At 51.7% G+C, this 23,722-nt stretch carries 15 protein-coding genes and 2 pseudogenes; 9 read left to right on the top strand and 8 right to left on the bottom strand.

The genetic code is table 11. The features are described from left to right. Nucleotides 1-363 precede the first annotated feature (363 nt). The 3 genes from AAGD24_RS02915 to yhhA are packed head-to-tail and all read right to left on the bottom strand — an operon-like array spanning nt 364 to nt 3,707. Nucleotides 364-1,386, bottom strand: coding sequence for a hypothetical protein (locus AAGD24_RS02915; protein ID WP_379866460.1), 1,023 nt, complete (start codon nt 1,384-1,386; stop codon nt 364-366). Further along, on the bottom strand, nt 1,340-3,517 hold the full coding sequence (yhhB, locus tag AAGD24_RS02920; protein ID WP_379866462.1) for a cyclophane-forming radical SAM/SPASM peptide maturase YhhB: 2,178 nt from the start codon (nt 3,515-3,517) through the stop codon (nt 1,340-1,342). The genes AAGD24_RS02915 and yhhB overlap by 47 nt, the downstream gene beginning before the upstream one ends. A gap of 10 nt (nt 3,518-3,527) precedes the next feature. Next, on the bottom strand, nt 3,528-3,707 hold the full coding sequence (gene yhhA / locus AAGD24_RS02925; RefSeq protein ID WP_379866464.1) for a YhhA family cyclophane-containing RiPP: 180 nt from the start codon (nt 3,705-3,707) through the stop codon (nt 3,528-3,530). Between the two features lie 285 nt (nt 3,708-3,992). On the opposite strand from yhhA, the gene AAGD24_RS02930 reads away from it, so the two are divergent. The 4 genes from AAGD24_RS02930 to AAGD24_RS02945 all read left to right on the top strand — a co-directional run bounded on the left by AAGD24_RS02930 (nt 3,993) and on the right by AAGD24_RS02945 (nt 10,540). After that, nucleotides 3,993-4,232 carry a hypothetical protein gene (locus AAGD24_RS02930; protein WP_379866466.1) on the top strand — a complete coding sequence of 80 codons (240 nt, stop codon included), beginning with the start codon at nt 3,993-3,995 and terminating at the stop codon, nt 4,230-4,232. A 146-nt stretch (nt 4,233-4,378) separates the two neighbouring features. Then, nucleotides 4,379-4,885 (top strand): hypothetical protein, encoded by a 507-nt coding sequence (locus AAGD24_RS02935; RefSeq protein ID WP_379866468.1) that lies wholly within the window; start codon nt 4,379-4,381, stop codon nt 4,883-4,885. After that, nucleotides 4,878-7,478 (top strand): hypothetical protein, encoded by a 2,601-nt coding sequence (locus AAGD24_RS02940; protein WP_379866470.1) that lies wholly within the window; start codon nt 4,878-4,880, stop codon nt 7,476-7,478. The genes AAGD24_RS02935 and AAGD24_RS02940 overlap by 8 nt, the downstream gene beginning before the upstream one ends. Further along, nucleotides 7,475-10,540, top strand: a complete 3,066-nt coding sequence (locus tag AAGD24_RS02945; RefSeq protein ID WP_379866472.1) for a tyrosine-type recombinase/integrase — start codon at nt 7,475-7,477, stop codon at nt 10,538-10,540. The genes AAGD24_RS02940 and AAGD24_RS02945 overlap by 4 nt, the downstream gene beginning before the upstream one ends. 50 nt (nt 10,541-10,590) lie before the next feature. Here AAGD24_RS02945 and AAGD24_RS02950 read toward each other — a convergent pair whose 3' ends face one another. The 5 genes and pseudogenes from AAGD24_RS02950 to AAGD24_RS02970 form a co-directional block, all read right to left on the bottom strand. Further along, nucleotides 10,591-11,001, bottom strand: a complete 411-nt coding sequence (locus AAGD24_RS02950; protein ID WP_379866474.1) for a hypothetical protein — start codon at nt 10,999-11,001, stop codon at nt 10,591-10,593. A gap of 125 nt (nt 11,002-11,126) precedes the next feature. Beyond that, complete coding sequence (locus AAGD24_RS02955) at nt 11,127-11,498, bottom strand: hypothetical protein (RefSeq protein ID WP_379866476.1); 372 nt, start codon at nt 11,496-11,498, stop codon at nt 11,127-11,129. 66 nt (nt 11,499-11,564) lie between these two features. After that, complete coding sequence (locus AAGD24_RS02960) at nt 11,565-11,879, bottom strand: hypothetical protein (RefSeq protein ID WP_379866478.1); 315 nt, start codon at nt 11,877-11,879, stop codon at nt 11,565-11,567. Beyond that, nucleotides 11,869-13,095 (bottom strand): annotated as a pseudogene (locus AAGD24_RS02965) (Arm DNA-binding domain-containing protein). Before AAGD24_RS02965 ends, AAGD24_RS02960 begins: the two are co-directional and overlap by 11 nt. Beyond that, nucleotides 13,088-13,324, bottom strand: a complete 237-nt coding sequence (locus AAGD24_RS02970; RefSeq protein ID WP_379866480.1) for a hypothetical protein — start codon at nt 13,322-13,324, stop codon at nt 13,088-13,090. Before AAGD24_RS02970 ends, AAGD24_RS02965 begins: the two are co-directional and overlap by 8 nt. Nucleotides 13,325-13,474: 150 nt before the next feature. Here AAGD24_RS02970 and AAGD24_RS02975 point away from each other — a divergent pair, with 150 nt between their 5' ends. The 5 genes and pseudogenes from AAGD24_RS02975 (at nt 13,475) to AAGD24_RS02995 (ending at nt 23,716) form a co-directional block, all read left to right on the top strand. Continuing rightward, nucleotides 13,475-13,681: a helix-turn-helix transcriptional regulator gene (locus AAGD24_RS02975; RefSeq protein ID WP_285391513.1), complete on the top strand. Its 207-nt coding sequence runs from the start codon at nt 13,475-13,477 to the stop codon at nt 13,679-13,681. Between the two features lie 67 nt (nt 13,682-13,748). Beyond that, nucleotides 13,749-14,882, top strand: a pseudogene (locus AAGD24_RS02980) (IS3 family transposase). Between the two features lie 616 nt (nt 14,883-15,498). Further along, nucleotides 15,499-21,003 carry a DUF4011 domain-containing anti-phage protein Hhe gene (hhe, locus tag AAGD24_RS02985; RefSeq protein ID WP_379866482.1) on the top strand — a complete coding sequence of 1,835 codons (5,505 nt, stop codon included), beginning with the start codon at nt 15,499-15,501 and terminating at the stop codon, nt 21,001-21,003. Between the two features lie 47 nt (nt 21,004-21,050). Further along, nucleotides 21,051-22,535 (top strand): N-6 DNA methylase, encoded by a 1,485-nt coding sequence (locus AAGD24_RS02990; RefSeq protein WP_379866484.1) that lies wholly within the window; start codon nt 21,051-21,053, stop codon nt 22,533-22,535. Further along, a complete protein-coding gene (locus tag AAGD24_RS02995; protein WP_379866486.1) occupies nt 22,532-23,716 on the top strand; it encodes a restriction endonuclease subunit S in 1,185 nt (394 codons plus the stop codon). The genes AAGD24_RS02990 and AAGD24_RS02995 overlap by 4 nt, the downstream gene beginning before the upstream one ends. The last annotated feature ends 6 nt before the right edge of the window (nt 23,717-23,722 follow it).

Here is a 23,722-nt window from a genome sequence, read left to right on the forward strand (position 1 = left end):
GCGAAGCAGCATTTGATTTTCTCATGTGCGCATAGATGACATCATGGGCGCTGGACTCGCACCCGAGTCTATAGGCCACTCGTCCTATTTGCCGTCCTTGGCTAGGTCGATTCAAGAAGATATGAAAGGAGGCATGGAGCCCTCGAATAGTGTCTGTCACCATATTTATGTAAGCAGTGCCTGCTCTTCTACCCTCTGCCATTATGACCCACCTTTCACCATCTAAGCCGCCACCCCGATCACGTGAACCCGAAGTGCGAACAAGCTCGACGTCACTGGGTTCCACCGGAGGCAGCCTTGATTTCGCTTTAACACGAGGTGGTTTCGGTGTTTTAATAGCTCGCGCTTTAGGCTTCTTGGTTTTTATCTGTCGTGCCATGGAGATTCCCCCAGACCACTCAACAACCGGTCACAACTCGCCTCCCAAAACTCAGCAGGGAAAAAACCTGGAGAAAATGCGATGGTGATATCGACCAGGCGGTCGATTAGATCATGTTCACGCAACGCTGCTGTCACAGCGTCAATGCGGTCCATCACTTGATCTAAGGGCAGATCAAGTGCCCCCGGCTTTTCAACGGCATCGCTGTCACCATCATACCGGTTACAGAAATAATCCATGTCAATGTGCAGAAGGATATCTTTGTCGTTGGCAGAGACTCCTTGTAGCCACGCCTTAAGATCGTTCGTGAAGCGGTAGCGTCCTGGCCCACTCCCGGGGCCATCTTGAAGGAGCTTAATAGCAGGGCGTTGCTTCGATGGCTCGAGTAAAGTATCAGCCTCCCACTCATAATGAATAATCGAATCGACTGTGTCGGTACACTTGGGAGGCTGACACAAGTGACGTACTTCAGTCTTCGGAAAGGAGTGTAGGAATGGAGTCAAAAAACTACCCATACCCAAAGCACCGCTGAGAATGGCACCCGTCACCGTATCAGGCTGGTCTAGTATGACTACTTGATCATCAATGGGATCAAGGTATCCATTTGCCTGATGAAATAGCCTAGGGGAGGCGAGGTCTTTGTGATCATCCACATGTAACACTACGACATTCTCACCTGAATGATTTGCCTGTTGGCTTAACCATTTACTCCAGCTTTCAAGCGTCCACGTGTCATTAAGAGATAGCATAACGCGGCCACGTCGTTTTCGTGCCATTGCCATGTCTTGGTAATGAATATCCGAGCCCCACCATGCTAGCCCCTCGTCGAGGTGAGGATCTACATAGCGTAAAGGGTCATTTGACCAGCACAGCGTCAATAACCACTGGCCCTCTACTTCATGGGCCTTCGCGTCTTTGTCGCAGAAGTAGTCTCTGAGCTGTGCATGTTGCCGGTAGCGATCAGAAGACAGTCTGGATAGCGGTATCAGAATGGGTGAGGTACTCATCCGGCTCTTTCCCTTCTATTGCAGCGCGCTTTAACACGCTGACTAAACTTTGGCCTACCTCAGTGAATAGGCACTCATCCAAAGTGGCGAAGGCCTGATGTAAATGGTTATCCGTATCTACGATTTGGTTAATAGCCCGCGAGTTCATTTCTGCAGGGCCGCATCGCATAACGTGTAGCCAAAAGCGACGCAATTCTACGAAGACGAATACTGCATGGAGAAGGCCTGAAGGTGGGCGCAGATCTTCTCGCCAGGGCGAGACGACCAAAGCGGAGCTCTGCACTGTAGTTGGAGCGTAGCGCTCAAGCAGATAGAGCTTCTGGTGGCGGTGTTCATGAATCAGCGAATCCGCGAGATCATACGGGTCGATTAATTGATCACCTTGCCAGATCGAGACATACAAAGCGCCCGGTACCGAATTGTCGCTGAACGAGACAATTTTGCGAGGGTCAGCTGTAGGGTCTCTTACGAACTGTATGGCGCTGCAAGCTTTCTTGATTTCTGCTGCAAGATCTGGGCGCCAGCTGCGAATAATCTCCATCGCATGATTGACCAAATCCCGACCTTCAATTGATAGTGCTTGGCTCTCAAATGAGATGGCATGGCCGAATGGTGCCCTCAACCACAGGTCATCGCGACCTGCCTCTAACAAATGCTCTGTTTCACAGGAGCGGGCACGTTCGAGCAATACGTAAAGATAATCCGCTGTCACCTCTATCGGCTGTCCGTCCACCGTTAGCAAAGCATGCCCATGCTGTTTAGCAATGACCGCGTTTGACCATGCGATCGTTCCTGGGTGCATAGACACGGCATCAAACACCTCGTCATCAACTGACTGGAGTTGCTTGGCTTTGTCATCATGAGCGAAAAAACTTAGCGCTTTTCGCAGGCAGGCAGTGGCATCATTTTGTGCTCCCCTGCAAAGCCAGTTCATCGGATCCTTGCCAGTCTCAGCGAGCTCATACTGTTCTAAGTTAAACCAGTCGGGTAGTGGCTTTGACTCATTCTCTTCAGTTTCGGTGGCAAGGTGCGCTTGCAGACGAGAGTCGATATGAGCAATCAGCCGCTTCATTTCGTTGCAATAGACAGTCGGATTAACAAACCCATTGTCACCAAATCGGTGAGGGAGGGAACCTCCCCCGCAGATATCCACAATTTCGCAAGACTGACATGTTTTTGACAACCCGTCCTTGCGCAGATATTTGCGATGCTCCTGAACAGGAGCTGAGCGGGCAACATCAGAGATTGGCGTGTCTAGAACGCTTCCAAACAAGCGCGTGGCGCCATCTTGCGTTACTTTCAATACATCAAGGTCGTGATAAGTTCCATCTGTTTCAATCGAAAGTAGGCTTACATCTCCAAAGCCGAAGGCATCTGTTCCTGACTGCAGTCCCGCGCTCATATCGAGGAGCGCCTCAAATGTTCGAAGTGAGATATGTGCATACTGGTCGAACCAGATGTCAAATGCTCTCACCAGCCATTGTTCGTAAAGAGCAGGGTCTTGATCCCGCCCAGGTGGTTGGCGGAGCCAATGTGCGTCGGGTAGGAGAAAATCCAAGCGAGGAATATTAAATTGATCGAAGTATTGAAATAGATCAAGGGGGTCTGTTGATGGATCAATGACAGCGATGACGCCGGCGAAAATTGAAGGATAGGATTGAAGGCGCTTCAGCGCCTGCTCCGTCTGCTCAAAGCTGGATCGACGGTTATGCGTCAGTCGATGCTTGTCATTCGCCGTTTTAGGGCCGTCCAGGCTCAGTGATACGCCTATATCGGCTTTGGACAGAATGGCGAGAGCTTCCTCTGTTAGCAGCAAACCGTTTGTTTGTATGCTTACATCTACAGGTATGCTGCAGTTACTTCGCAAGAGTTCCGCAAAGTCGGCGAGTGTTTTTGCGCCCGCTAAGAGGGGCTCACCACCATGGAGGATAACCACACAATGATTTAAGCCACACTCTGTCGCATAGTCTGAAAGACGCCTAGAAAAGGCTTGCTTGTGCTCCTCGGAAAGGAATTTAGGCATGGATCGCCAGCTTTGATCAGCATGGTGATAAACGTAGCAGTAATCGCAATCTAGGTTACATCGCGATGCCACCTTCACTAGAAACGAAGAAAATATTGCGGCATCCATGCGGTTTCACTTATGAGCGATTATGGCGGTGGTGCATGCGGTCATAGCTAGTGACAACTTGGCTGGCGTCTGATTCAGCCAGCACGCGTGAACGTAGCCGTTGGATGGCGGCGTTAGTGCTCGTTTTCTTTGCAAGGCCAGAGCGAATATCCATTTTCGATTTATCAATCTTAAGTGCTTCAGAAGACATTATGCCATTTCCTTATAAGTTAACTTTTTTCCATCATAGCTGTGCCATCTCATGGATTTCAAGCAGTAGCGATAAATGGCGAGCGAGTTACCTTGAGACTGGGCGTTCATCTTAAGGAGTAGTAACTTAGGTAGCCCTTTTGTAGTTGCACTGTTGCTGAGTCTTTTCTGTCCGCCGGTGGCTTGCGAGAAGCTCCACGGTATAAGACCTCTGATAGCTGCCGCAGCTAAGGGCCTGATAGACTATCGAACGTGCCATCGACGCATACTAAAAAGGGAGATCTCCATGAAAGACCGAAGGTTCAATGAAAAGGAGCTGCTGGAGAACCTTGATTCCAAAGGGGCCCATGCTGACGAACTGGCCCGGCCGCTTCCTCAAGAAGTAGAGCCTTTGGAGCGCCTGCGGGGCTCCGTGAAAAAGTACGAACGGCCTCTCGACGGGTGTTGGGAGGGGGACATTGATCCTGAGGAGGAGATGCGTTGTGCTGATGTGAAGTCTGGAAGCTCTGGCAAGGGTCAGAAATGACTGAAAAATCCTGAAAAGTTTATGTTACAGTTCGTAAAAATACAATAAATACATAATAAACAAATAGTTACGTTTTCTTCCAAATAAGCCCCAGGCCGTAAGTTCTGTGAAAAACGACACTTGCACTCGTTTCACACGGAGAACTTATGACCAAAAAACCGCGCATTTTGACCTCGGAGAAATCCCTTCTCCCCATTGGCGATATCCCCGAATTACACGATAGCATCCAGAACGCCAGGAAAAAGTTTCGCCTTCACCCTCTGGCGCAACCAAATGCTGTCGATATTGATCTGTCATCATTTTTGTCATTGCTGACGACATTTCCGATTCAGGTCCATAAGCATCGAAACAACTATCGGTGTGTTGGCAATATCCGGATGTGGGAGCTGTGCCGGGCCTGGCTCGATTCAGACCAACTGGTGCCCGTTGAATTGATCCTTGGACGAATGGACCGTGAGTACTGGGAACGTAATCAGCTATTGGAGCTGATGTACCTCAATGTGGCGTACGGATTAACGGCAGAAGACTGTGCCAGTTTGCACAACATCGTGATGGAGTGGCCAAAAGAGCTGGAGTTGGCTCCACTTTTTCCCTCGAAAGCGGCCTATCGCCGAGCCATGCGTGTTGGTAAAGGGAGGATGTCCCATGGCTAAACAGGCAATGAAGTGGATAGCTCCAAAGGATAGCCAGGCACATCAGGTTTTCATCAGCAAGGCGGAAGAGGCTGGATATCCATCGTCACTCGTCAGGGATTTCTTTTATCAGATCAACGCGCATCCATACCTGCTTTGCTTTGTTCAGATCAGTCGGAATCTCATCGAGATTCTCCGACTTCCATGCGAGCAATGGTCGAGCCATTCAGGTGACGTTGATTTTAAGGCGTGGCGGTCTCTTTCACGATGGGTTGTCGAGCATGCCGATACCCTGACGGAAGCCATTGGCCCACAGTTCGACGAGAGGCCGCGGAAGGCAGGGGATAACCCACTGCTCAACAGGTGCGTCACCAGGCACCCTTTGTATTCAGCACTCTGGAATTACCAGGAGAAGCCTGAGCTTCGTTCTCATTACGCGGCGCTGCAAGCTCAGGCCCTTTATGCATATTCAGCTGCTGTGTGCGAGACGTATTCCCTGGAGGCTTATGAGTCCTATGCGGAGCGAGACCCTTTGCTCGCTTCTCCGAAGTCCGCCAGTGCCATGGGTCAAACCGTTAGAGAGTTGAGTCATGGATTTGCCGAAGATGAGTTGTTGGTTTTCGATCCGTTTGTGCCTCCCAGAGCATTCGGTAAGTTTATCAGTACTGACCTGCATAACCTGATACCGGCAGGTCTCACTGAGGATATCCGCCAAATCGATCGAGAGAAGCAGAAGCGGCAGGAGGGATTGCGTTATTTCAGCTTTTTTATTCAGCGTGCCCATGGTTATAAAACCTGGTCTGGACGGGGCAACCACAATCGTGAGGAGGGTGACGGTGGGTCAGGAGGCGAGTCGGGCTATGTTGATTTCGATCAGATTGCTCAGGGTTTGGACGTAAAAGGGGAAGAGGGGGTGCCCCATAAATTCGTGCCGTCTATTTCCGGCAAACGTGGCAAATCGATAAGCCAAGCACTGAAATGGGACGATCCTCCGTTCGACGATGAGGAGGGCACGTACTTTTACGCCGATCCGGGTGATGACCAGGATGATCTGGGTAAAAAGCCCGGCAACCCGGCGACCTCGTTTCTGCGAGCCCGCAATCAGGCCCGTCACATTGCCATGGCTAATCAGTACCTGCCCTGGCGCTACCAGTCATTGACAGTCCAGGAAGTTCACAGTGTGGCCATGGCTGCGAAAAGCTATTTGACGAGAGAGGCACTCGTATCTGGCTCCAGTGAACAGCTGGGTTTTTTTGAACTTGCCTTGCTGATATTGATCGTCCTTTGGACAGGCAGTTCATGGGAGAAAGCGGTAGCGCTCCGCGTGCAGCAGGGCGGTCGCCAGCGCAGCCGCGCCGACCTGTGCCTCATTTCGTCGTCATTCCAGCACCAATGGCGGGTCAAAAGTACTTTCCCGGAATACAAAACGCAGTTAAACGAACCGAAAGAGGTCGTGCGTCCGCGCGTTGAGCATGTCCTTCTTCCGGATGTGGGTGGGATTGGTGACTGGGTACTCCGCCTCATGGAAGCTCGAGGTCAGACACCTTCGCCTAAATCGAAGGTTTTCAGAGGTTCTGTCAGACAACATCGTGAAGCATTCAAACACCTTGTTGAGAAGGCTGGGGAATCGGAACGGGTTACCTGGACGAACTGGGAGCGTGTGCTCTTTGATGCCATCGTTGCCGAAACCGGTGATGTGGTGGACGCCGTGGCGATTACCGGTGAGCCTCATGCTCTGGCCCAAACGAAATCGTTTTACTTCACCCCGAGAGAGGGTGATTTGGTTGAAGTCTATCTCAGGACGCCCCGGAAACTGGCAAGCCAGGCTGAGTTGGGTGTAGACACAGACTTTGATCGCCACTTGGAGCGAGCCACCCATATGTCCAACTACGTGGGGAGTCGCGCATGCGCTGCGAAACCCGCCGTCGTTGATGCGGTGGCGCAGTTAAAAGGTGAGCTGAAATCCAATCGGAGCTATGAGGGCTGGCCCTCGTTTTCTCGCTACCACAACCTGTTTACCTTCTACACGGTTCAAATGTTGGCTTTCTCCACCGGCTACCGCGCTGTGAAGACACCCTTCCTGACGTTGGAAGAGGTGAACGGCCACCTGAGCGTCACCGTCATCAGTGACAAGGATAACGAGCGCAAGCATAAGTCTCGGCTCAGCTATTTGCCCGACGTAGTGTGGCGTCAGCTGGAGCATTACGAACGCCACCTAGAGGTGCTTTTCGCGACAAATGACTTCCGGCTTAAGCGTGGAGGAGAAATCGAAGTAGAGCCTTGTTTCTTGCTCCCACTGAGCGAAGATCGAGCCGGGACACAAGAGGTGCGTCCACGCACACTGGTGCCTTATCTCAAGGATTTTCTCGGATTGCCGGCCAATGCGCACCGACGCTTCCTGAGAACCGAGCTGAAGGAAGCAGGGTGTCCTGCAGACTACGTCAATGCCTTCATGGGACACGCAAGTTATGGGGAGGAACCATGGTGTAGTTACTCCTCCCTTTCGGTGAAAAATTATCGAGCCATGATGGCGCTTTATCTGGAGCCGATCCTGAGCGAACTAGGGTTCGAGCCTGTGGCCAGTCGACTGATCGCTGGAGGTGTCGGACAATGACCATTGAATTGATTTGGGAAAGTTTTTTTGCACTGGAACTCGAGACAGAAACACGGCAGGCGGCGCAAAAGCTTCAAAAGTTTCTCGCCGATAGCCCGTCCAAAGCCGCTAAGTTTCTTTCCGGGCGTTTGAGCAAGACCTGCAGCGCACAGGAAATGCGGGAACTCGAAAATGAGGTCCATGAGTCGCTGGGAAAGAGACAAGACACCCGATACGGCAAAGTGCTTCGGCTGTTTGTGGAGTACGCCAACCGGAATGGGGGGAATAGTATTCCATTACCTGCCGTTCCCATCAGGCTGGAAGCCCAGCCCAGTGTTTTCACCGATTTTTCACCAATCAATGCAGAGGGTGCAGAGGACTGGCGCCTTTGTCTGAGCCGTTGGCTCGAATCAGCACCTGCTATCGACTCGCGCCTCGGAGCCGGGGCGCTACTGGTCAGTGCCTCACTCAATAGCGGTGTTGTGGATTCCGGTGCACTACTGGAGTTGCTAAAGGCAGCTTCTCACGAGCTCACAGTTGTCGGAGGTCGCGCGTATATCGATCTGCAGTTACCCTGGCGAGGATCAGCCAATTTGGAGCGTCGACGGTGGTTGCCGGATGCGGTTTCCGAATCGATTTTTCTGCGTCTCAAGATCAATCCGGAGGAGCTTCCCAAGCCCCAGTCCCCGGCAAAGTCTCTGTGGCCTCTCATCAAGTCATGGTTTGAGGATAGCGATTGCTGCGCCAAAAACACTCCGCGCAATTTTTCCGAGTTTATCCGCGCCAGCAAGGCCCTCAATTACCATGAGGTGCCGATGGATGTCGGGGCTTATATGGCTCGCCGGCATATCAGCCATTCACTGCGACCGGAAGCCTGGCAACGATTGCATCATGTATACCCGGGAACGGATGACCCCGAAATTCCGTTCATGCATTTGGAAAAGGTGGAGGGGGGCTCGAAGACTGACGCTGGAGAAGACCCCGTCACAGAGACCTTTGAGTGGGCATCAGCGCTATGGCGTGCGTTAAAGGGGGAAGACAGAGAGTGTGCCGCACAGAAGCTCAAAAAGCTTTTAGAGGACGGAACCTACAGCGTTGGTAAACCGGAACGTTTGTTGACGGAATGGGCGCTCGCTCTATGCACGAAGCCTGCCTCCTCTGGTAAAGGAATAGCCCTGTCCACCACTCGGCAGTATCTGACCCAGGCCGGTAAGCGTCTCGCAGCACTCAGTGGAGATGAAGATATAGCCAGCTTTGACGCTACAGAACTGGAAGAGTTGTACGTTGAAGTCATCTCGGATGGTCAGAACCCCGGTTTTACCGACAAGCTTCGTAGAGGACTTCGCGAATTTCACCACTTCTTGCATCATCAATACGGCGTGCCAAAGCTGTCAGAGGTAATGAATCTGGGTGGAGGATCCATCCTCCACCCCGTGGATGCCAACATCATCTCGCTGGATGAGTATCACGAGATCCGCGCTCGTATACGCGATGCGGATCTCGAGTTAAAAGCCCCCGGCCTTTCGGTCATTGCCGAGCTGATTTTTGTACTGGGCTTTCGGTGTGGCCTGCGACGGATGGAGACTCTGGCATTGCGCATTCGTGATGTCCATTTGTTAGGGCGCCCGGAGATTATCGTCCGGCGCTATCATGGGCATCGACTGAAAACGGAAAACGCAAAGCGAAAAATGCCGGTCCAGGCCTTGCTCGATGAGGACGAACTCAAGCTTCTGCGCGATTGGGTAAATCATCGACGTTCCGAAGAACAGGTGTTCTCGCGTTGTGAGGCCTTGTTTTCCATCCCCCAAAAAGCGCCAGTTCCAATTGACCAGGAGCAAGTGATTCCGGTTATCCACGGCATCATGCGCCAGGTTGCGGGGGATCCATCGTTGCGGTATCACCATCTCCGCCATAGTTTCGCCAGCTGGACGTATCTGCGGTTGTCACTGGCCCAGCACGGAAAGCATTGTGAATTGTTTCATGACCAGCCTTTGACTGAGCAGTGGCTCAATCAATCAAACGATTTGCAGGAGCGGTTGCTGGGCGAACGGCATCGAGTGAACTTGTACTCGGTCGCTCGTTTGCTTGGTCACGCAGGGCCAGACATGAGTCTCGAACACTACGTTCACACGCTGGATCTGGCAGGTTTGGCAATCGATGAGAGAAGGGCTGTGTTCACAGAAAAGACGTTGGTCGCGGCATCTGGAGTGCCCGAGTCGTCCGCCTATCGGTTGCTCAAGAATGCAGGTGTTGCTGGGCTTCTGAAAAGAGTCAGGGCAGATCATCCGCGCAAAGTGAACGAACTGCTACCCAACGCAAAGCCGAATTTGAGGAGTGAGCCCGAGGAAGGGACGCTCCAATTCACATTGGCAAGTGTCGAACGCTATCTAAAGTACCGCCAAGGCACACCAATTGAGAAAAAGGTATTGGCCGAGAGATTTGGGCTGTCTGAAGAGGAGTGCTCTCTGATCGAAAGCCAACGTGATTATCTGGCCGCTCTGAGGAGTAACGACAAACGGATAAAAAGTTCACGACATCGCTTTGTAGCGAGGACAGCAGCCTGTGAAAATTCAGTGAAAGATTCAATGGACTTGCATACCGAACCCCGCACCCAGACCAGTAAAGAGGCCTATCAGGAGTTCACAGATCGGGTGGAACTGTTGCTCAAAGAGAATTCGGAAAGCGTGTGGGAGGTAGTTGATTATTACATCCACAATCAGTGGAAAACGTGGAACGCGTTGATCTTCCGTGACCCGGACAAACCGGAGATGGCTCGAAAGTATCTACAATTCCTTGAGGCTATCGGCTTTCGTCGTCGGCAACTCCAGTTCGTCTGTTGTGATCCGAGGGGCCGCTCCGTTCCCTTGGCAGGCTGGAAACGAGCGTTAGGGCTGACAGCAAGGGATACCATCAAACGGCGTGAGCCGACAAACAAGCAGAGCAAGGCGGTAGCTGACTGGCTATTCATCGCACCCGATTTTGGCACTGAGTGCGATGAATTTGATGATCGGCTTTTTGGCTATCGGTATTTCATGGTGATGCTAGCCACTGCTATGCCGGTTTTAAACCCCAGGTCTGCTTAGAGCATTGGCCGATGCACCGAGGCTACAGAATATTTGGCAATCGACGCTGTCTAGGTCCATGGATTTTCAGGGCTGCCCAGCTCTTTGCCAACCGGCCCTCCGACAGCGCCACCCAAGCCGCGGTAGCGGATCCAGGCTATGGCCATCTCATCCATAACCTCAGCGTTGGTTTCAATCCGGACGCTGGCAGGTGAACCCATTGTGGCCGGTTCTATGCCATGGGACTTCGGTCCGGTTATGGATAGGTAAACACTGTGGCTCTGGTCCTCTTCATTGTGTTGATGGCGAATTGAGTAATCCTCCCCAGTAGCCACTTCAACGGCTGTGTCGTATTGGTCCCGCTCGAGCGCAAGGCGTTTGTCTTCAGAGCGGGTGTACAGGTGGATGGATAGATAAATCAGGGCGAAGCAAATGCCTAGGACCGTAATGATTGCAAATACTAAAACCATCGGGTGAATCATAAAGTTTCCTTTGATTGAAGCGGTGGAAAGGCAGGCTCACTCAGTCACATAACGGTTGAGTGAGCCGGACTTTCTAGAGTGGATGCGTTATTAGCCCTAATCGTCGCACTGTGGATTCGGCGTGCTCATACTTGGGTGCCTCCCTCGTCTAAATCTGAAAGCACAGCTGCAGCCAGGTTTTGCAGTACCTTCTGGGGTATCACGCAGCGAATACTGGCGTACCGATCTGCAGAGGCGTCGCGGATGTCTATGATGATTCGGTCATCAACATTCAGGTAATACACTGGACTTTCCCCTGGGGCAGGACTTTCCGGTCGATACACCTGAAAACCCTCGCTGGACAATATGAGTCGTTCGTCTGTTGGAACGGGGGCATTGATCGAGTCTTGTTGGTCAGGTCGCCGGTAACCCAAATGGATCTTGAGATAAATGAGCAGTGCGCCAACGGCAACAGAGGCAATGAATAGTAAAAGAGCGATGGTCGGATTGAACGTCATTGTGGGACTCCTTCGAGGTATCCCTCTCTTACGGAATTCGCAATATTCGGAGAGGGATCTTTTTGGTTAAAGCTGGGGCAGCGTTTCGGTAATGGTGTGCAGTTGAGCCTCCAGGGCTGGAAGCAGTATCTGTAGAGCCAGCCTTCCGGCAGGGAGCTGTTCACGGGCCAGCATTGCCCGCACCCAGGATTCGACCGCCTCATAATTGGAGGCCTCCTGACCATGGCCTAGTGACAGGACCAGTGCTTTCCCTGGCGCAATGTTCAGAGAGATAACCAGCGCCGAGGCGAGTTTCCGAACATCCTGTCGAGTGGGTGATGTCGATGGTTGATGCTGCAGGTCATCGTGATTAGGGCTAATCGCTACGACTTTACTGCTCATGGCTCACCTCACTGCGCTCATTGGATTCGGTTGTTTCTACACTGGGTTGGTTGTCGAAGTTCTGTCGAAGCAGGCGCTCGAACGCCGAACCGTCCTGTCGGGTCAGATTGGGCACGAATCGGGAGTAGACCCGAAACAGCATTTCGGTGGTGGTATGGCCCATCTGCCGGGCGATCCATTCCGGGCTCTCGCCGGAGGCCAGCCAGAGCGTCGCCGCGGTATGACGGGTCTGGTAGGGGCGGCGCTCCCTTAGCCCCAGATAACGCAACAGCGGATACCACACACGTTTGGTGACATTGTTGTGAGTCAGTGGGCTGCCGGTACGGGTACAGAAAACAAAGTCCATGTTGCCTGTTGCCCGCTTCTGATCGGACAGTGCATCAATGACCATCTGCGACATCTCGATGGTGCGAAAGGAGCCATCGTTCTTGGTGTACTCCAGGCGTCCATTGACCAGCGCCTGACGCACAAGAATCTGCCGCCGCTGGAAATCTACGTGGTCCCATTGAAGACCATCGATTTCCCCGGTGCGCATACCGGTAAAGAATCTAACAATGTAGTAGTTCCGGAAATCCGGCCGGACTGTATTGATGATCTGTTTAACTTCATCAATGCTGAACGGTTCCACATCGGTCCTGGGGACCTTTAGCGATTTAATCCCGTGGTAGGGTGAGCTAAACTCATATCGGTTGGCTGCTTCGCTAAGGATCATGCGCAAAGGCGTCATGATTCGGTTGATACGACTGGCTGAAAGACGTTTACCGCTCCGGGTTGTAACTTTGGCGAGTGAGGCCCGGAATTCGAGAATGTCTTTCTTGGTGATGTGGCCAACCTCTTTTTCCCCAAAATGGGGGTTGAGGTAATTCTTCAATGTTCCCTCCATTGTGTTGATGTAAGATCGCCTCCACTGGATTTTCATTTCCTCCAGCCAATCCTCTGAGAAAGCCTCGAACAGCGGCGTGTCATGTGCCTCCCTGGCCCGCTGAACTTCTGCTTGCTTCGTGAACTCCTGAGCTTTGGAGCTATTCGGGAAGTAGCGGTGGTATTCGAAAGTGCCCAGCGTGATCTCTGCTTAGATCTTCTTAAGTATGCTTTCGAGCTTTTTTCGATTTGCTGGCGTGCTATCGAGCGTTGTCTGTTCTCTGCAACGCTCTGCCCCATATCTGAAGTCGAAAAAGAGTTTGCCCGTTTCCGGGCGCTCAACAATCCTACCCACGGCAAACACCTCCTCCGGCCATCGGTACTGCAAATGCGTGGTTGTTTGAGTGATTCAGCATGTCTTGCTCTATTACCTCCCATAGATAGAGAATCTTGCGACCACCGAATGGCCGGATGTAATGCACCCCCTCAAGTAGGACCGAATCTTTCAAACGCTCGCGAATGGTCCGAGTGTCGTACTTGATCCGCTCGGCCAGTTCTTCAGTGGTGAGATATTCCTGTGACATAAGAAAACTCCTTTGATATTGTCAGCTGTGGAGAACAAAAAGGTTACGTTGACCTTCAAAATGTTCTCCTATAGATCATTATGCACTCATAAAGACCTTTTGCAAGTCTTTTTGATCTCCTGCGGGTTAATTTGTTCTTTGGTGGGCCAAATGATTAAGTGCCATCTGTCCAAACTGATGGGTGAGAAGAAGCTCAAAATCGTCGACGTGGCGAGAGAAACTGGGGTTAACCGGGGCACTATCACCCGGCTTTATCACGAGACCGCGAGTCGCGTAGAGCTCGAAACTATCGAAGCTCTGTGTCGATATCTGGGCTGCGACGTTGGTGATTTGTTTGAGTTTGTGGACAAGCAGTAAGCAAAGTGGACTTCCCCCGGTGCAGTGGACACTCCTAGCCTATGATTAGAGCATAGGAGGAATTGTCATGAGCAGCCAACGTTATCCCCCGGAATTCAAGAACGAAGCGGTTCGACAAGTGCTGGAACGGGGCTATACCGTAGCCGAAGTGTCGCAACGACTGGGAGTCTCGGCTCACAGCCTCTACAAATGGGTTAAGGCGGTGAAACCGGATAAGTCTGATGAACAGGCCGCTGAGTTGGTCGAGGCCAAAAGCGAGATTCTCAGGCTGCGGGCCCAAATGCGCCGGGTTGAAGAAGAGCGCGATATCCTAAAAAAGGCCGCTCGGTACTTTGCCAGAGAGCCCGAGTGAAGTACCGGTTTATCAACGATCACCGACACGAGTTCAACACCAAAACTATGTGTCGTGTGCTCCAGGTAGCTCGCAGCGGTTTTTATAAATGGTTGCACAAACCGCTGTCGGATCGGGCGGTGGATAACCAGAGATTGCTCGGATTGATCCTGGCCTCATACCAAGGCAGTTCCGGCGTGTACGGTTCACCACGGGTGTTTCTGGACCTCCGGGAAGCCGGTGAAACCTGCGGCCGACATCGAGTCGCCCGATTGATGCGAGCGCACAAAATCAAGGCGCTGCGAGGCTACAAAGCACCGCGCGTGATCGCCGGAAGACCGTCTATTCTTACCCCGAACAAGCTCCAGCGGGAATTCACCGTAAGCCACCCCGACAAAGCCTGGGTGACTGACATCACCTACCTCCGCACCTGGCAAGGCTGGTTGTATCTGGCGGTGGTTGTAGACCTGTTCTCGCGTCGTGTAGTGGGTTGGTCCATGAAACACCCTGCACCGTAGCTTGGTGGTGGATGCGTTGCTGATGGCCGTTTGGCGACGGCGGCCGAAGGAAAAAGTCCTGGTCCACTCAGACCAAGGCTCACAATACGGGAGCGATGACTGGCACCGGTTCTGTCGCGCCCACAACCTGGACCCCAGCATGAGTCGTCGGGGCAATTGTTGGGACAATGCGGTGGCTGAATCGTTTTTCAGCAGCCTGAAGAAGGAACGCGTTCGGAAACGGATCTACAAAACCCGTGACCTGGCCAAAGCAGATGTGTTCGACTACATCGAAGTCTTTTATAACCGAGTCCGACGTCACACCCACCTGGGTGGCGTCAGCCCGGAGGCCTTTGAAATGGCCTCCGTTTGAGGCTGGGGGGTGTCATGTGTATCGGGGGAAGTCCAAAGTTCTGGCAGGGAGTAGTACAGGCAATGGCAGTACCTGATCGATGGCCGGGAGCTGGCTCAGCTAATGATTGAAAACAACCTGGGTGTAAGCGTGAAAGACGTCTATGAGGTGAAGCAGGTCGACACTGATTATTTCATTGAAGAGTAAGCAATTAAGTTTTCACATGTCTGCCTGACTTGCTCCTTTAGAATCGTAGTTTTGAGATTACAAACGAAGATTGACTTACCCCTACCAAGCTGTAGTAAAAGATGACACTTTGGTTGAGATTTAATCACTTAATTTAGCCAGGGGCACTATGGAGCGGCGGCCTTACCTCGCGTTAGATGTCAGTCGATTGAGCAAACTCGTCAACGGGAATGCACAGGACAAAACCCTATTAGAAACTGTCCTATTCGAACTGAATTTTCGAAAAACCGGTGCAGCGCGACAGCTCAAGCGTCGAGTAGAGTACCTCTTAGATTTGGCAGGCCAACAGTCAGGCGAGTCCCGTGAGGTGCATCCCCTTAAGGCAGATGTGACACAGCACGAGGAACCCAGAACTAATAAACCGAAACGAGCAAAGGAATCGAGCCGACCCATGTCAGAAGAACAAGAACAGCAAGCGGCGGATAACTTTCTAAATTCTGCAGATCCCTTTGTGCTTGAGTCGCTGGAACTCATGCGTAAAAAGCTTTTGGATCTCACTGCTCGGAACAGGCTACTGAACTTCCCGATCCAGCAGAAGGGCTCAGCCCTGCGGATTATTGATGAAGTCCCCAATCAATTGTGCGAAGAGCTGCTTGCCGATCGCGAGCTCAAGTTCCAGCCCGTTCCGCCTCCTACCCGCACACAATTGATTGAGCATGGTTACCTTGAGGTCAACGAAGAAACCGGTGAAGAGAGGCAATTAAAGCCTAATCCCGATGCCAAAGAATGGGCAAAGGTCCTTGGTTTTGATGTTAACTATGAGCTACCAAGGGAAGAGGATGCTTCGGGTGATGAAAAGCACCAGGATGATGCGATCCAAGTCCTGCTCTATCCGCCAGAAATGGAATCCAGATTGCGTGCGATCCGCAGCAAGGCACAAACTGCTATAGAGGAAATGGGCGCTAGTATTCTTTATTTGTCGCTCGGTTTTCTGGAATGGACGGAGAAGGATGATACTTCGAAAACCAGACTGGCGCCGCTTTTCACGGTTCCGGTACATCTAAGCCGTGGGAAGCTGGATCATAAAAGTGGAACCTATCAGTACACCTTGAGTTACACCGGCGAAGATATCCTTCCGAACTTATCGCTGAAAGAAAAGCTTGCGCTCGATTTTGGACTTGCGCTTCCGGAAGTTGAGGATGAAGTCTCTCCTGAGGACTATCTCGATCAAATAGCCGCGCTAATCAAGAATACAAAACCGAATTGGGCTGTTCGACGATACGGCGCGCTGGCTCTTCTTAATTTTGGCAAAATGCTGATGTATCTCGACCTGGATCCAAGGCGTTGGCCACTAGATGAGCGCAACCTGATTCAACATCCGATTGTTCAGCGCTTCTTCAAAAGTTCAGCCACTAAAAATGGAGAAAGTGGTGCTAACTCCGCCGAACACGACATTGATAGGGTTGAAGATGTTCATAACTACTTCCCACTGATTGATGATGCTGACAGCTCTCAGCACAGCGCGCTTATCGACGCGGTTAACGGAGAGAATCTCGTTGTGGAGGGCCCTCCAGGAACCGGCAAGTCGCAGACCATTACCAACCTAATCGCGGCCGCCATGCTCGGTGGCAAAAAAGTACTCTTTGTCGCTGAAAAGATGGCTGCGCTGGATGTCGTTAAGACTCGACTCGACAAAGCGGGCCTCGGGCATTTCTGTTTAGAGCTCCATAGCCATAAATCCCAAAAGCGCAAAGTGCTAGAAGATATAAATGCGCGGGTAGTTCAACAAAAGCATCTCAGATCTACACAGAATATCGACGCCGAAATCACGCGGTATGAGCAACTTAAGGAAGGCCTCAATCAGTATGCCCAGGAAATCAACGAATCATGGGCCAATACCAACCGAACTATTCATGAAATTCTCAGCGGTGCATCGCGTTATCGGCAAGAGTTAGCGATCAGTCCAGCAGAGGTTCATGTTGACGGTCTCTCTGGAGACGGACTGACAGACGTAAAGCGTTTAGAGTTGGTTGACCGGGTCAACGAATTCCAGAAGATCTTTACCGCGATGCTGGATCAGGTGGGGCTGGATGCCAACCTTCATGAGCACCCCTGGTCTGGCGTTGAGAATACCAACATTCAGATGTTCGAGTCTCAACAGGTCGTTTCTGTTGTGGAAGAATGGCAGAGCACCCTCGAACAGCTTCAGGCCCGCACCTTGGAATTGGCAGAAGCCATTCAGGTCGATGTTTCTTTGCTCTCTACACTGGAGGACTGCGAGGCGCTTGCCCTGGATCTGCGAGACCTGCCAGAACTGTCGAGAAAGGAGCTTTTCCAAGCTTTAGAGCGTCTTGACGAGCAGACCTCGTCTGAAGTTGAGCAGCTGCTCCGGTTGCACGGGAGTATTCAGGAAGACTACGAAGAGCTCTCTGAAATCATATCCAAACAGAAGCTTTCTGGTTTGGCGGATGGCGAATCCATTCCTGCATTTCCAAACTTGAGTCGACTCACGGGTGCTGGCGAAGCGGTCGGATTTACTGACGTTGTTCGCGCCACCATGAAGCTGGAAAAGTTGGAAGCGGACATGCAGCCTCTCGCTGCACAGTTGGCCCAGCTTGAGTCTGCGTTGCCCTCACCATTGAAAGAAACTTTTCAACCAACGGTTGAGGGGCTAAGTGCCTCGATTGAAATGATTGAAGTTATCGGTGCTCTCGATAGCTCTCTGATAAGCCTTCGTTCAGAACATTTCGACGAAGATGATATTGATCCTGCTCTGGCGGAACTTGATCAGCAGATTCGTCATCTCTTGCCGCTCCGCGAATCAGTTCGAAAGGTCATGGATTTGGACCGGCTACCAGAACCTACAGAACTGCAAGCGCTCCAGGTTCAGGCAGTACGTGAGGGCATTGGGAAGTGGTTTTCTGGCAACTGGTGGCGAGTCCGTAAGCGTCTGAAGGAACTCGCGGTAAACCCAGGAATGAAAGTTAACCAGATTGGGGCAGTGTTGAATGAAGCCATCGAATACTCCCACGGTTTGGTTAATTTCGACTCAAAGCGATTCCAGCGGGCGATTGGGCCTGAATTCGATGGCCTCGACACATCAGTCGATGAGCTTACCCGTTTACGCCATTGGTATAAAAAGGTCCGAGAAACCTATGGAATCGGCTTTGGGCCGAAGGTCGCCATTGGAGACGGAATTCTCACCCTTAATAGCAAACTGCTGAGAGGCGCTCAGCAGTTTAAAGAAAAAGGGTTCGACGCTGAGCTTCAGAGTGTTCTTGATGCACTTGATGAAATGCAGTCCACCATGCCTGGACTTGAGCAGGAAGTGAGCCGGAACCGGGTCCTAACCGGAGAGCAGGGATCACTGCTAGCCGAGCATCGTCGATTCAAACCGGCTGTGGAGATCATTCAGCAATGGTTTCAGGATAAAGAATTCACCATTGCAGACGTTCAGTCCCGGGTAGATCAGCTCAGAACGCTGCAAGGCGAGCAAGCAAGATTTCGAGAAAGCACTTTGCTGCAGGAGCTTTTTGCTCCCGAGGTTGAACTTGCTGTCGGGCCTGGCGCTCGAAACCAGGAAGCACTGGAAAGTATCCGTGAGACACTGGACTTTGCGAATTATGTTCGCCTTAAGCTCAGGTTTGAGCCACTCAGAAATGTCATTCTGTCGGTGAAGACCCACGAGGCTTACGAAGGACTGAAAGCTAAAGCCCAAGATTACTTTTCGGTCTGGCAGTCTCAGGAAGAGGCGTTCGAAAAGTTCAAGAGCAAGGCAGAGTTGAACCCAACCCAGTGGTTCAATCACGATCAGTGGGATATTGAAGAGCTTCGCGCGCGTAACCGGTTGGCAATGGAAAAACCGGAGTGGCTCAACGACTGGATCAACTTCGTGCGCATTCGGAACGAAATGAGATCCCAGGGACTTGAGCCAATCTGGCAAATGGTGACCAGTGGCAAGCTTAAAGTCGCTGACGCTTCGGCTGCACTGGATCTCGCGATATTTGACCAGCTAGCCAGAGAAATCCTACAGAAACGTCCGCATCTGCAAAGAGTCTCGGGCAAAAGCCAGGAAGCGCTGCAAGGCACCTTCCGGGAATACGATCAAAAACTGAAGACGTTGCAACGTAAGCGAATCGCCAGTGCTCTGGCCGAACGCCATGTGCCGGAAGGTAATGCAGGCGGTAGAAAGTCTGAGTACACAGGAATGGCACTGATTAAGAATGAGCTTGGCAAAAAGACCCGTCACATCCCGATACGTCAGTTGATCAACCGTGCAGGTGACTCGCTGTTGGCCTTGAAACCCTGCTTCATGATGGGACCCATGTCAGCGGCGCACTATTTAAAGCCCGGCCAGCTTCAGTTCGATCTCGTAGTCATGGATGAGGCCTCTCAGGTGAAGCCAGAAGACGCGCTAGGGGTCATTGCCAGAGGCGGCCAGCTGGTTGTCGTTGGTGACCCTAAACAGTTGCCCCCGACCAGTTTCTTCGATCGTCAGGATATGATGGACGACGATGAAGAGAGTGCCGCTCTTGCTCAAACTGACAGCATCCTCGATGCGTCCATGCCGCTTTTCAAAATGCGGCGTTTACGCTGGCATTACCGTTCTCAACACGAGAGCCTGATCGCCTTTTCTAATCGACACTTCTATGAAAACGATCTGGTCATCTTCCCTTCGCCACACGCAAAGGCTACGGAATTTGGCGTTAAATTCAGCTATGTGAAAGGCGGCCGATTCGTTAACCAGTACAACGTCGAAGAGTCGAGGGTAGTCGCTAAAGCCGTCGTAAAACACGCGCATCAACACCCAAATGAATCTCTTGGCATCGTGGCCATGAGTTCAAAGCAGCGGGAGCAAATCGAGCGCGCTGTTGAGGAAGAATGCAAACTCGACGATGACGTCTCTGAAGCCGTCGATAAACTTCGTAACATGGAAGATGGCTTGTTCATCAAGAACCTTGAAAACGTGCAGGGTGATGAGCGTGACGTCATCTTCATCTCCTGCACCTATGGCCCCAGTGAAATTGGTGGTCGCGTCTATCAGAGATTCGGCCCGATAAATTCCGATGTCGGCTGGCGGCGATTGAACGTTTTGTTCACCCGCTCCAAGAAACGGATGCATATCTTTAGCTCCATGCGCGCTGAAGATATCTTGATCTCGGAGACGTCTAAGCGTGGCGTCATTGCCCTGCGCAATTTCCTGGATTTCGCCGAAAAAGGCAGCATGGACGGAACGCCGTTGCACACTGGCAAAGAGCCTGACAGCGACTTCGAGATTTCCGTCATTGAAGCTCTGCACCAGGCTGGCTTTCAATGCGAGCCACAGGTAGGTGTCGCTGGCTTCTTTATCGACCTTGCCGTGAAAGACCCAGGCAAACCCGGCCGCTATTTGATGGGCATCGAATGCGACGGCGCAACCTATCACTCGGCCAAGTCAGCACGTGACCGCGATCGCCTACGACAGGAGGTTCTCGAACGACTCGGCTGGAGAATCCGTCGCATCTGGTCCACGGACTGGTACAGTAACCCCCAGGGCGAACTGGAACCCATCATTCGGGAACTGCACAGCCTTAAAACCGAAAAGCTTGAAGCCGAAGAATCCTTTGAGCTGGATGCAGAGCCTATCGAAGAAGCAGAAAGTGCGCCGGAGGCTGAGGCAACGGAAGTCATCGCCTTACTGGATGACGAAACAGATTTGCGTGGCAGGCTGGAGGCGTTTGGCGACACCATCATCGCGAAGCAATTTCCCAATACACCCAAAGACAGACGGTTGCTGCGCCCCTCAATGATTGAGGCGCTGGTTGAGCATGAGCCTGTTGCATCGTCTGAATTTGTGGAGCTGATCCCGGAGTACCTTCGAAAGGCCACGGAGCCGAAAGAAGCGAAAACCTACCTTGCGCAGGTATTGGATATCATCGCTGGCTCCGAGGTGTCTCAGGGCGACCTTCTCAGCTAGGCCTACAAGCTCTGGCTTAACTTAATCAAGAGAGAAACAACGCATTCATGATCACCGGCGAACTTAAATCCAAAGTCGATAAAATCTGGGACACTATGTGGTCTGGCGGGATATCGAATCCTTTATCCGTCATCGAGCAGTTGACGTACCTGCTATTCATTAAACGTCTTGACGAACTCCAGACCCTCAAAGAACGAAAGTCCGAGCGTACCGGAAAACCCATCGTCGATCCCATCTATCGGCGTGACCAGAGCAGTATTCGCTGGTCACGCTTTAAAGATTTTGCCCCAGAAGAAATGTTCAATACCGTGCGCGATCAGGTCTTTCCATTTATAAAGACGCTCGGCAGCATGGGGGATGAAGACGGTGAGGGCGGCAGCACCTACACCCACCACATGAAAGACGCGCTCTTCATGATGCCCACCCCCAGGGTGCTTGCGAACGTGGTGGATCAGCTCGACAGCATCGACATGAGCGATGCCGACACCAAGGGTGACCTGTACGAATATATGCTCGGCAAAATCGCCAGCGCAGGCCAGAACGGTCAGTTCCGCACTCCGCGTCACATCATCAAGCTGATGGTGGACATGACGGCACCCACTCCAAAGGACGTCATCTGCGATCCCGCCTGTGGCACCGCCGGTTTTCTGGTGGCCGCTTCCGAATACATTCAAAAGCACCACAGCGAAGCGATTTATAAGGACGAAAATACGCGCCGTCGCTTTAACGAGGCCACCTTTCACGGCTACGACTTCGACACCACCATGCTCCGCATCGGCAGCATGAACATGCTGCTGCACGGTGTCGAAAATCCGGATATCAGCTTCAAAGACTCTCTCGCTCAAGCAGATGATGCGGATGAGGAAAAATACTCCCTGATCCTGGCCAATCCGCCTTTTGCAGGCAGTCTGGATTACGAATCGACCGCAAAGGACCTGCTGCAAACCGTCAAGACCAAGAAAACAGAGCTTTTATTTATGGCTCTGTTTCTCAGGCTACTAAAAACTGGCGGTCGAGCGGCCGTAATCGTCCCTGACGGCGTGCTTTTTGGTTCATCCAAAGCGCACAAGAGTCTTCGCAAGATTCTGGTGGAAGAACAGAAGTTGGATGCCGTCATAGCAATGCCATCCGGCGTGTTCAAACCCTATGCCGGGGTTTCAACGGCCATTCTGATTTTCACCAAAACGAACTCCGGTGGTACCGACAGCGTTTGGTTTTACAACATGCAGGCGGATGGGTTCTCTTTGGACGACAAACGCAGCCCTCAGACTGACAAGACTGACCTGCCTGATCTACTGGCTCGCTGGCAAAACCGCGAAAATGAAGGCGAGCGTAGGCGCACCGATCAAAGTTTCCTTGTGCCTCGCGAGGAAATCCTTAGCAACGACTATGACCTCTCGATTAGTCGCTACAAGGAGGTGATATATGAAGCGGTTGAGTACGATTCGCCTGAAGCAATCCTGGAACAGCTGGCTATGCTGGAGGAGGAGATTTCGGCTGGTCGGAAGAAGCTTGAGGAGCTCCTTCGATGAAATTCGTTCCCTTTATGGATGAATGCGACATTCAGGGCGGGACCCAGCCGCCCAAATCAGAGTGGCTCTCGTCGCCTGCAGAGGGCTATGTGAGGATGCTGCAGATCAGAGACTTTACTCAACCTTACAACCCAAAGATCGAATATGTAAAAGATAAGAGTAGTCTCAAGAAGTGTGACAGCGACGACATTCTCATTGCTCGCTATGGCGCCTCAATAGGGCGGATTCTGACGGGCCTCTCAGGCGCATATAACGTCGCAATGGCGAAGTGCAAATACGACAAAGAAAGGGTAGATCGCGGGTTTCTCTATCACTGGCTGAATTCGGATAAATTTCAAAATGCGGTTTCAGGTTTTGGTGGCAGAGCCGCTCAAGCAGGATTCAATAAAAAAGATCTAAGTGGGCTCAAGCTTCCTTTACCCTCCATGGCAGAACAAAAACGCATCGCGAAAATTCTAAGTACGGCGGACGCGCTGCGGGTCAAGCGCCGCGAGTCCCTCACCCAACTCGATACGCTCCTGAAATCCACCTTTCTCGGTATGTTCGGCGACCCAGTCTCCAATTCGTTGGGATGGGAAGTGGTAAAGCTGAAAGACTTGTCTAATCGCATAGTCAGTGGCAGTACTCCAACGGGTGGAAAACAAGTTTATAAGCCAGAGGGAATTACTTTCTTCAGGAGCCAAAATGTTTGGGGAAACAGGCTGGTGTTAAATGACATCGCCTACATCGACGAAGAAACTCACCGCAGCATGGGAAAAAGTAGCCTGAAGAAGATGGACATTCTCATTACGAAGACGGGCAGGTTTAATACGGAAAATAGCAGTTTAGGTAGAGCAGCCATTTTTGCGGGTGAGGATGATAGTGCAAACATAAATGGGCATGTCTATTTGGTAAGATTGAAAAAGAACGCAATACATAAATTCGTTTTATTCATACTGACAACTAAGGAATATAGGGAATACATCAGGAGAGTATGTGTTGGAGGAATCGACAAAAGACAAATTAACAAAGAGCATCTCGAAGAGTTTCCAATTATTTTGCCACCGCTTAGTTTACAGCGCAGATTCGCCTCGATCGTCGAATCTGTTGAGCAGCAAAAGGTTAAGATGCAGACCCATTTTGACGGATTGGACGTCCTCTTTGCCTCCCTTCAATCCCGCGCCTTCGATGGGGAGCTTTGATCGGAC

The organism is Marinobacter sp. M5B, from assembly GCF_042604615.1.
GTDB lineage: Bacteria > Pseudomonadota > Gammaproteobacteria > Pseudomonadales > Oleiphilaceae > Marinobacter > Marinobacter salarius.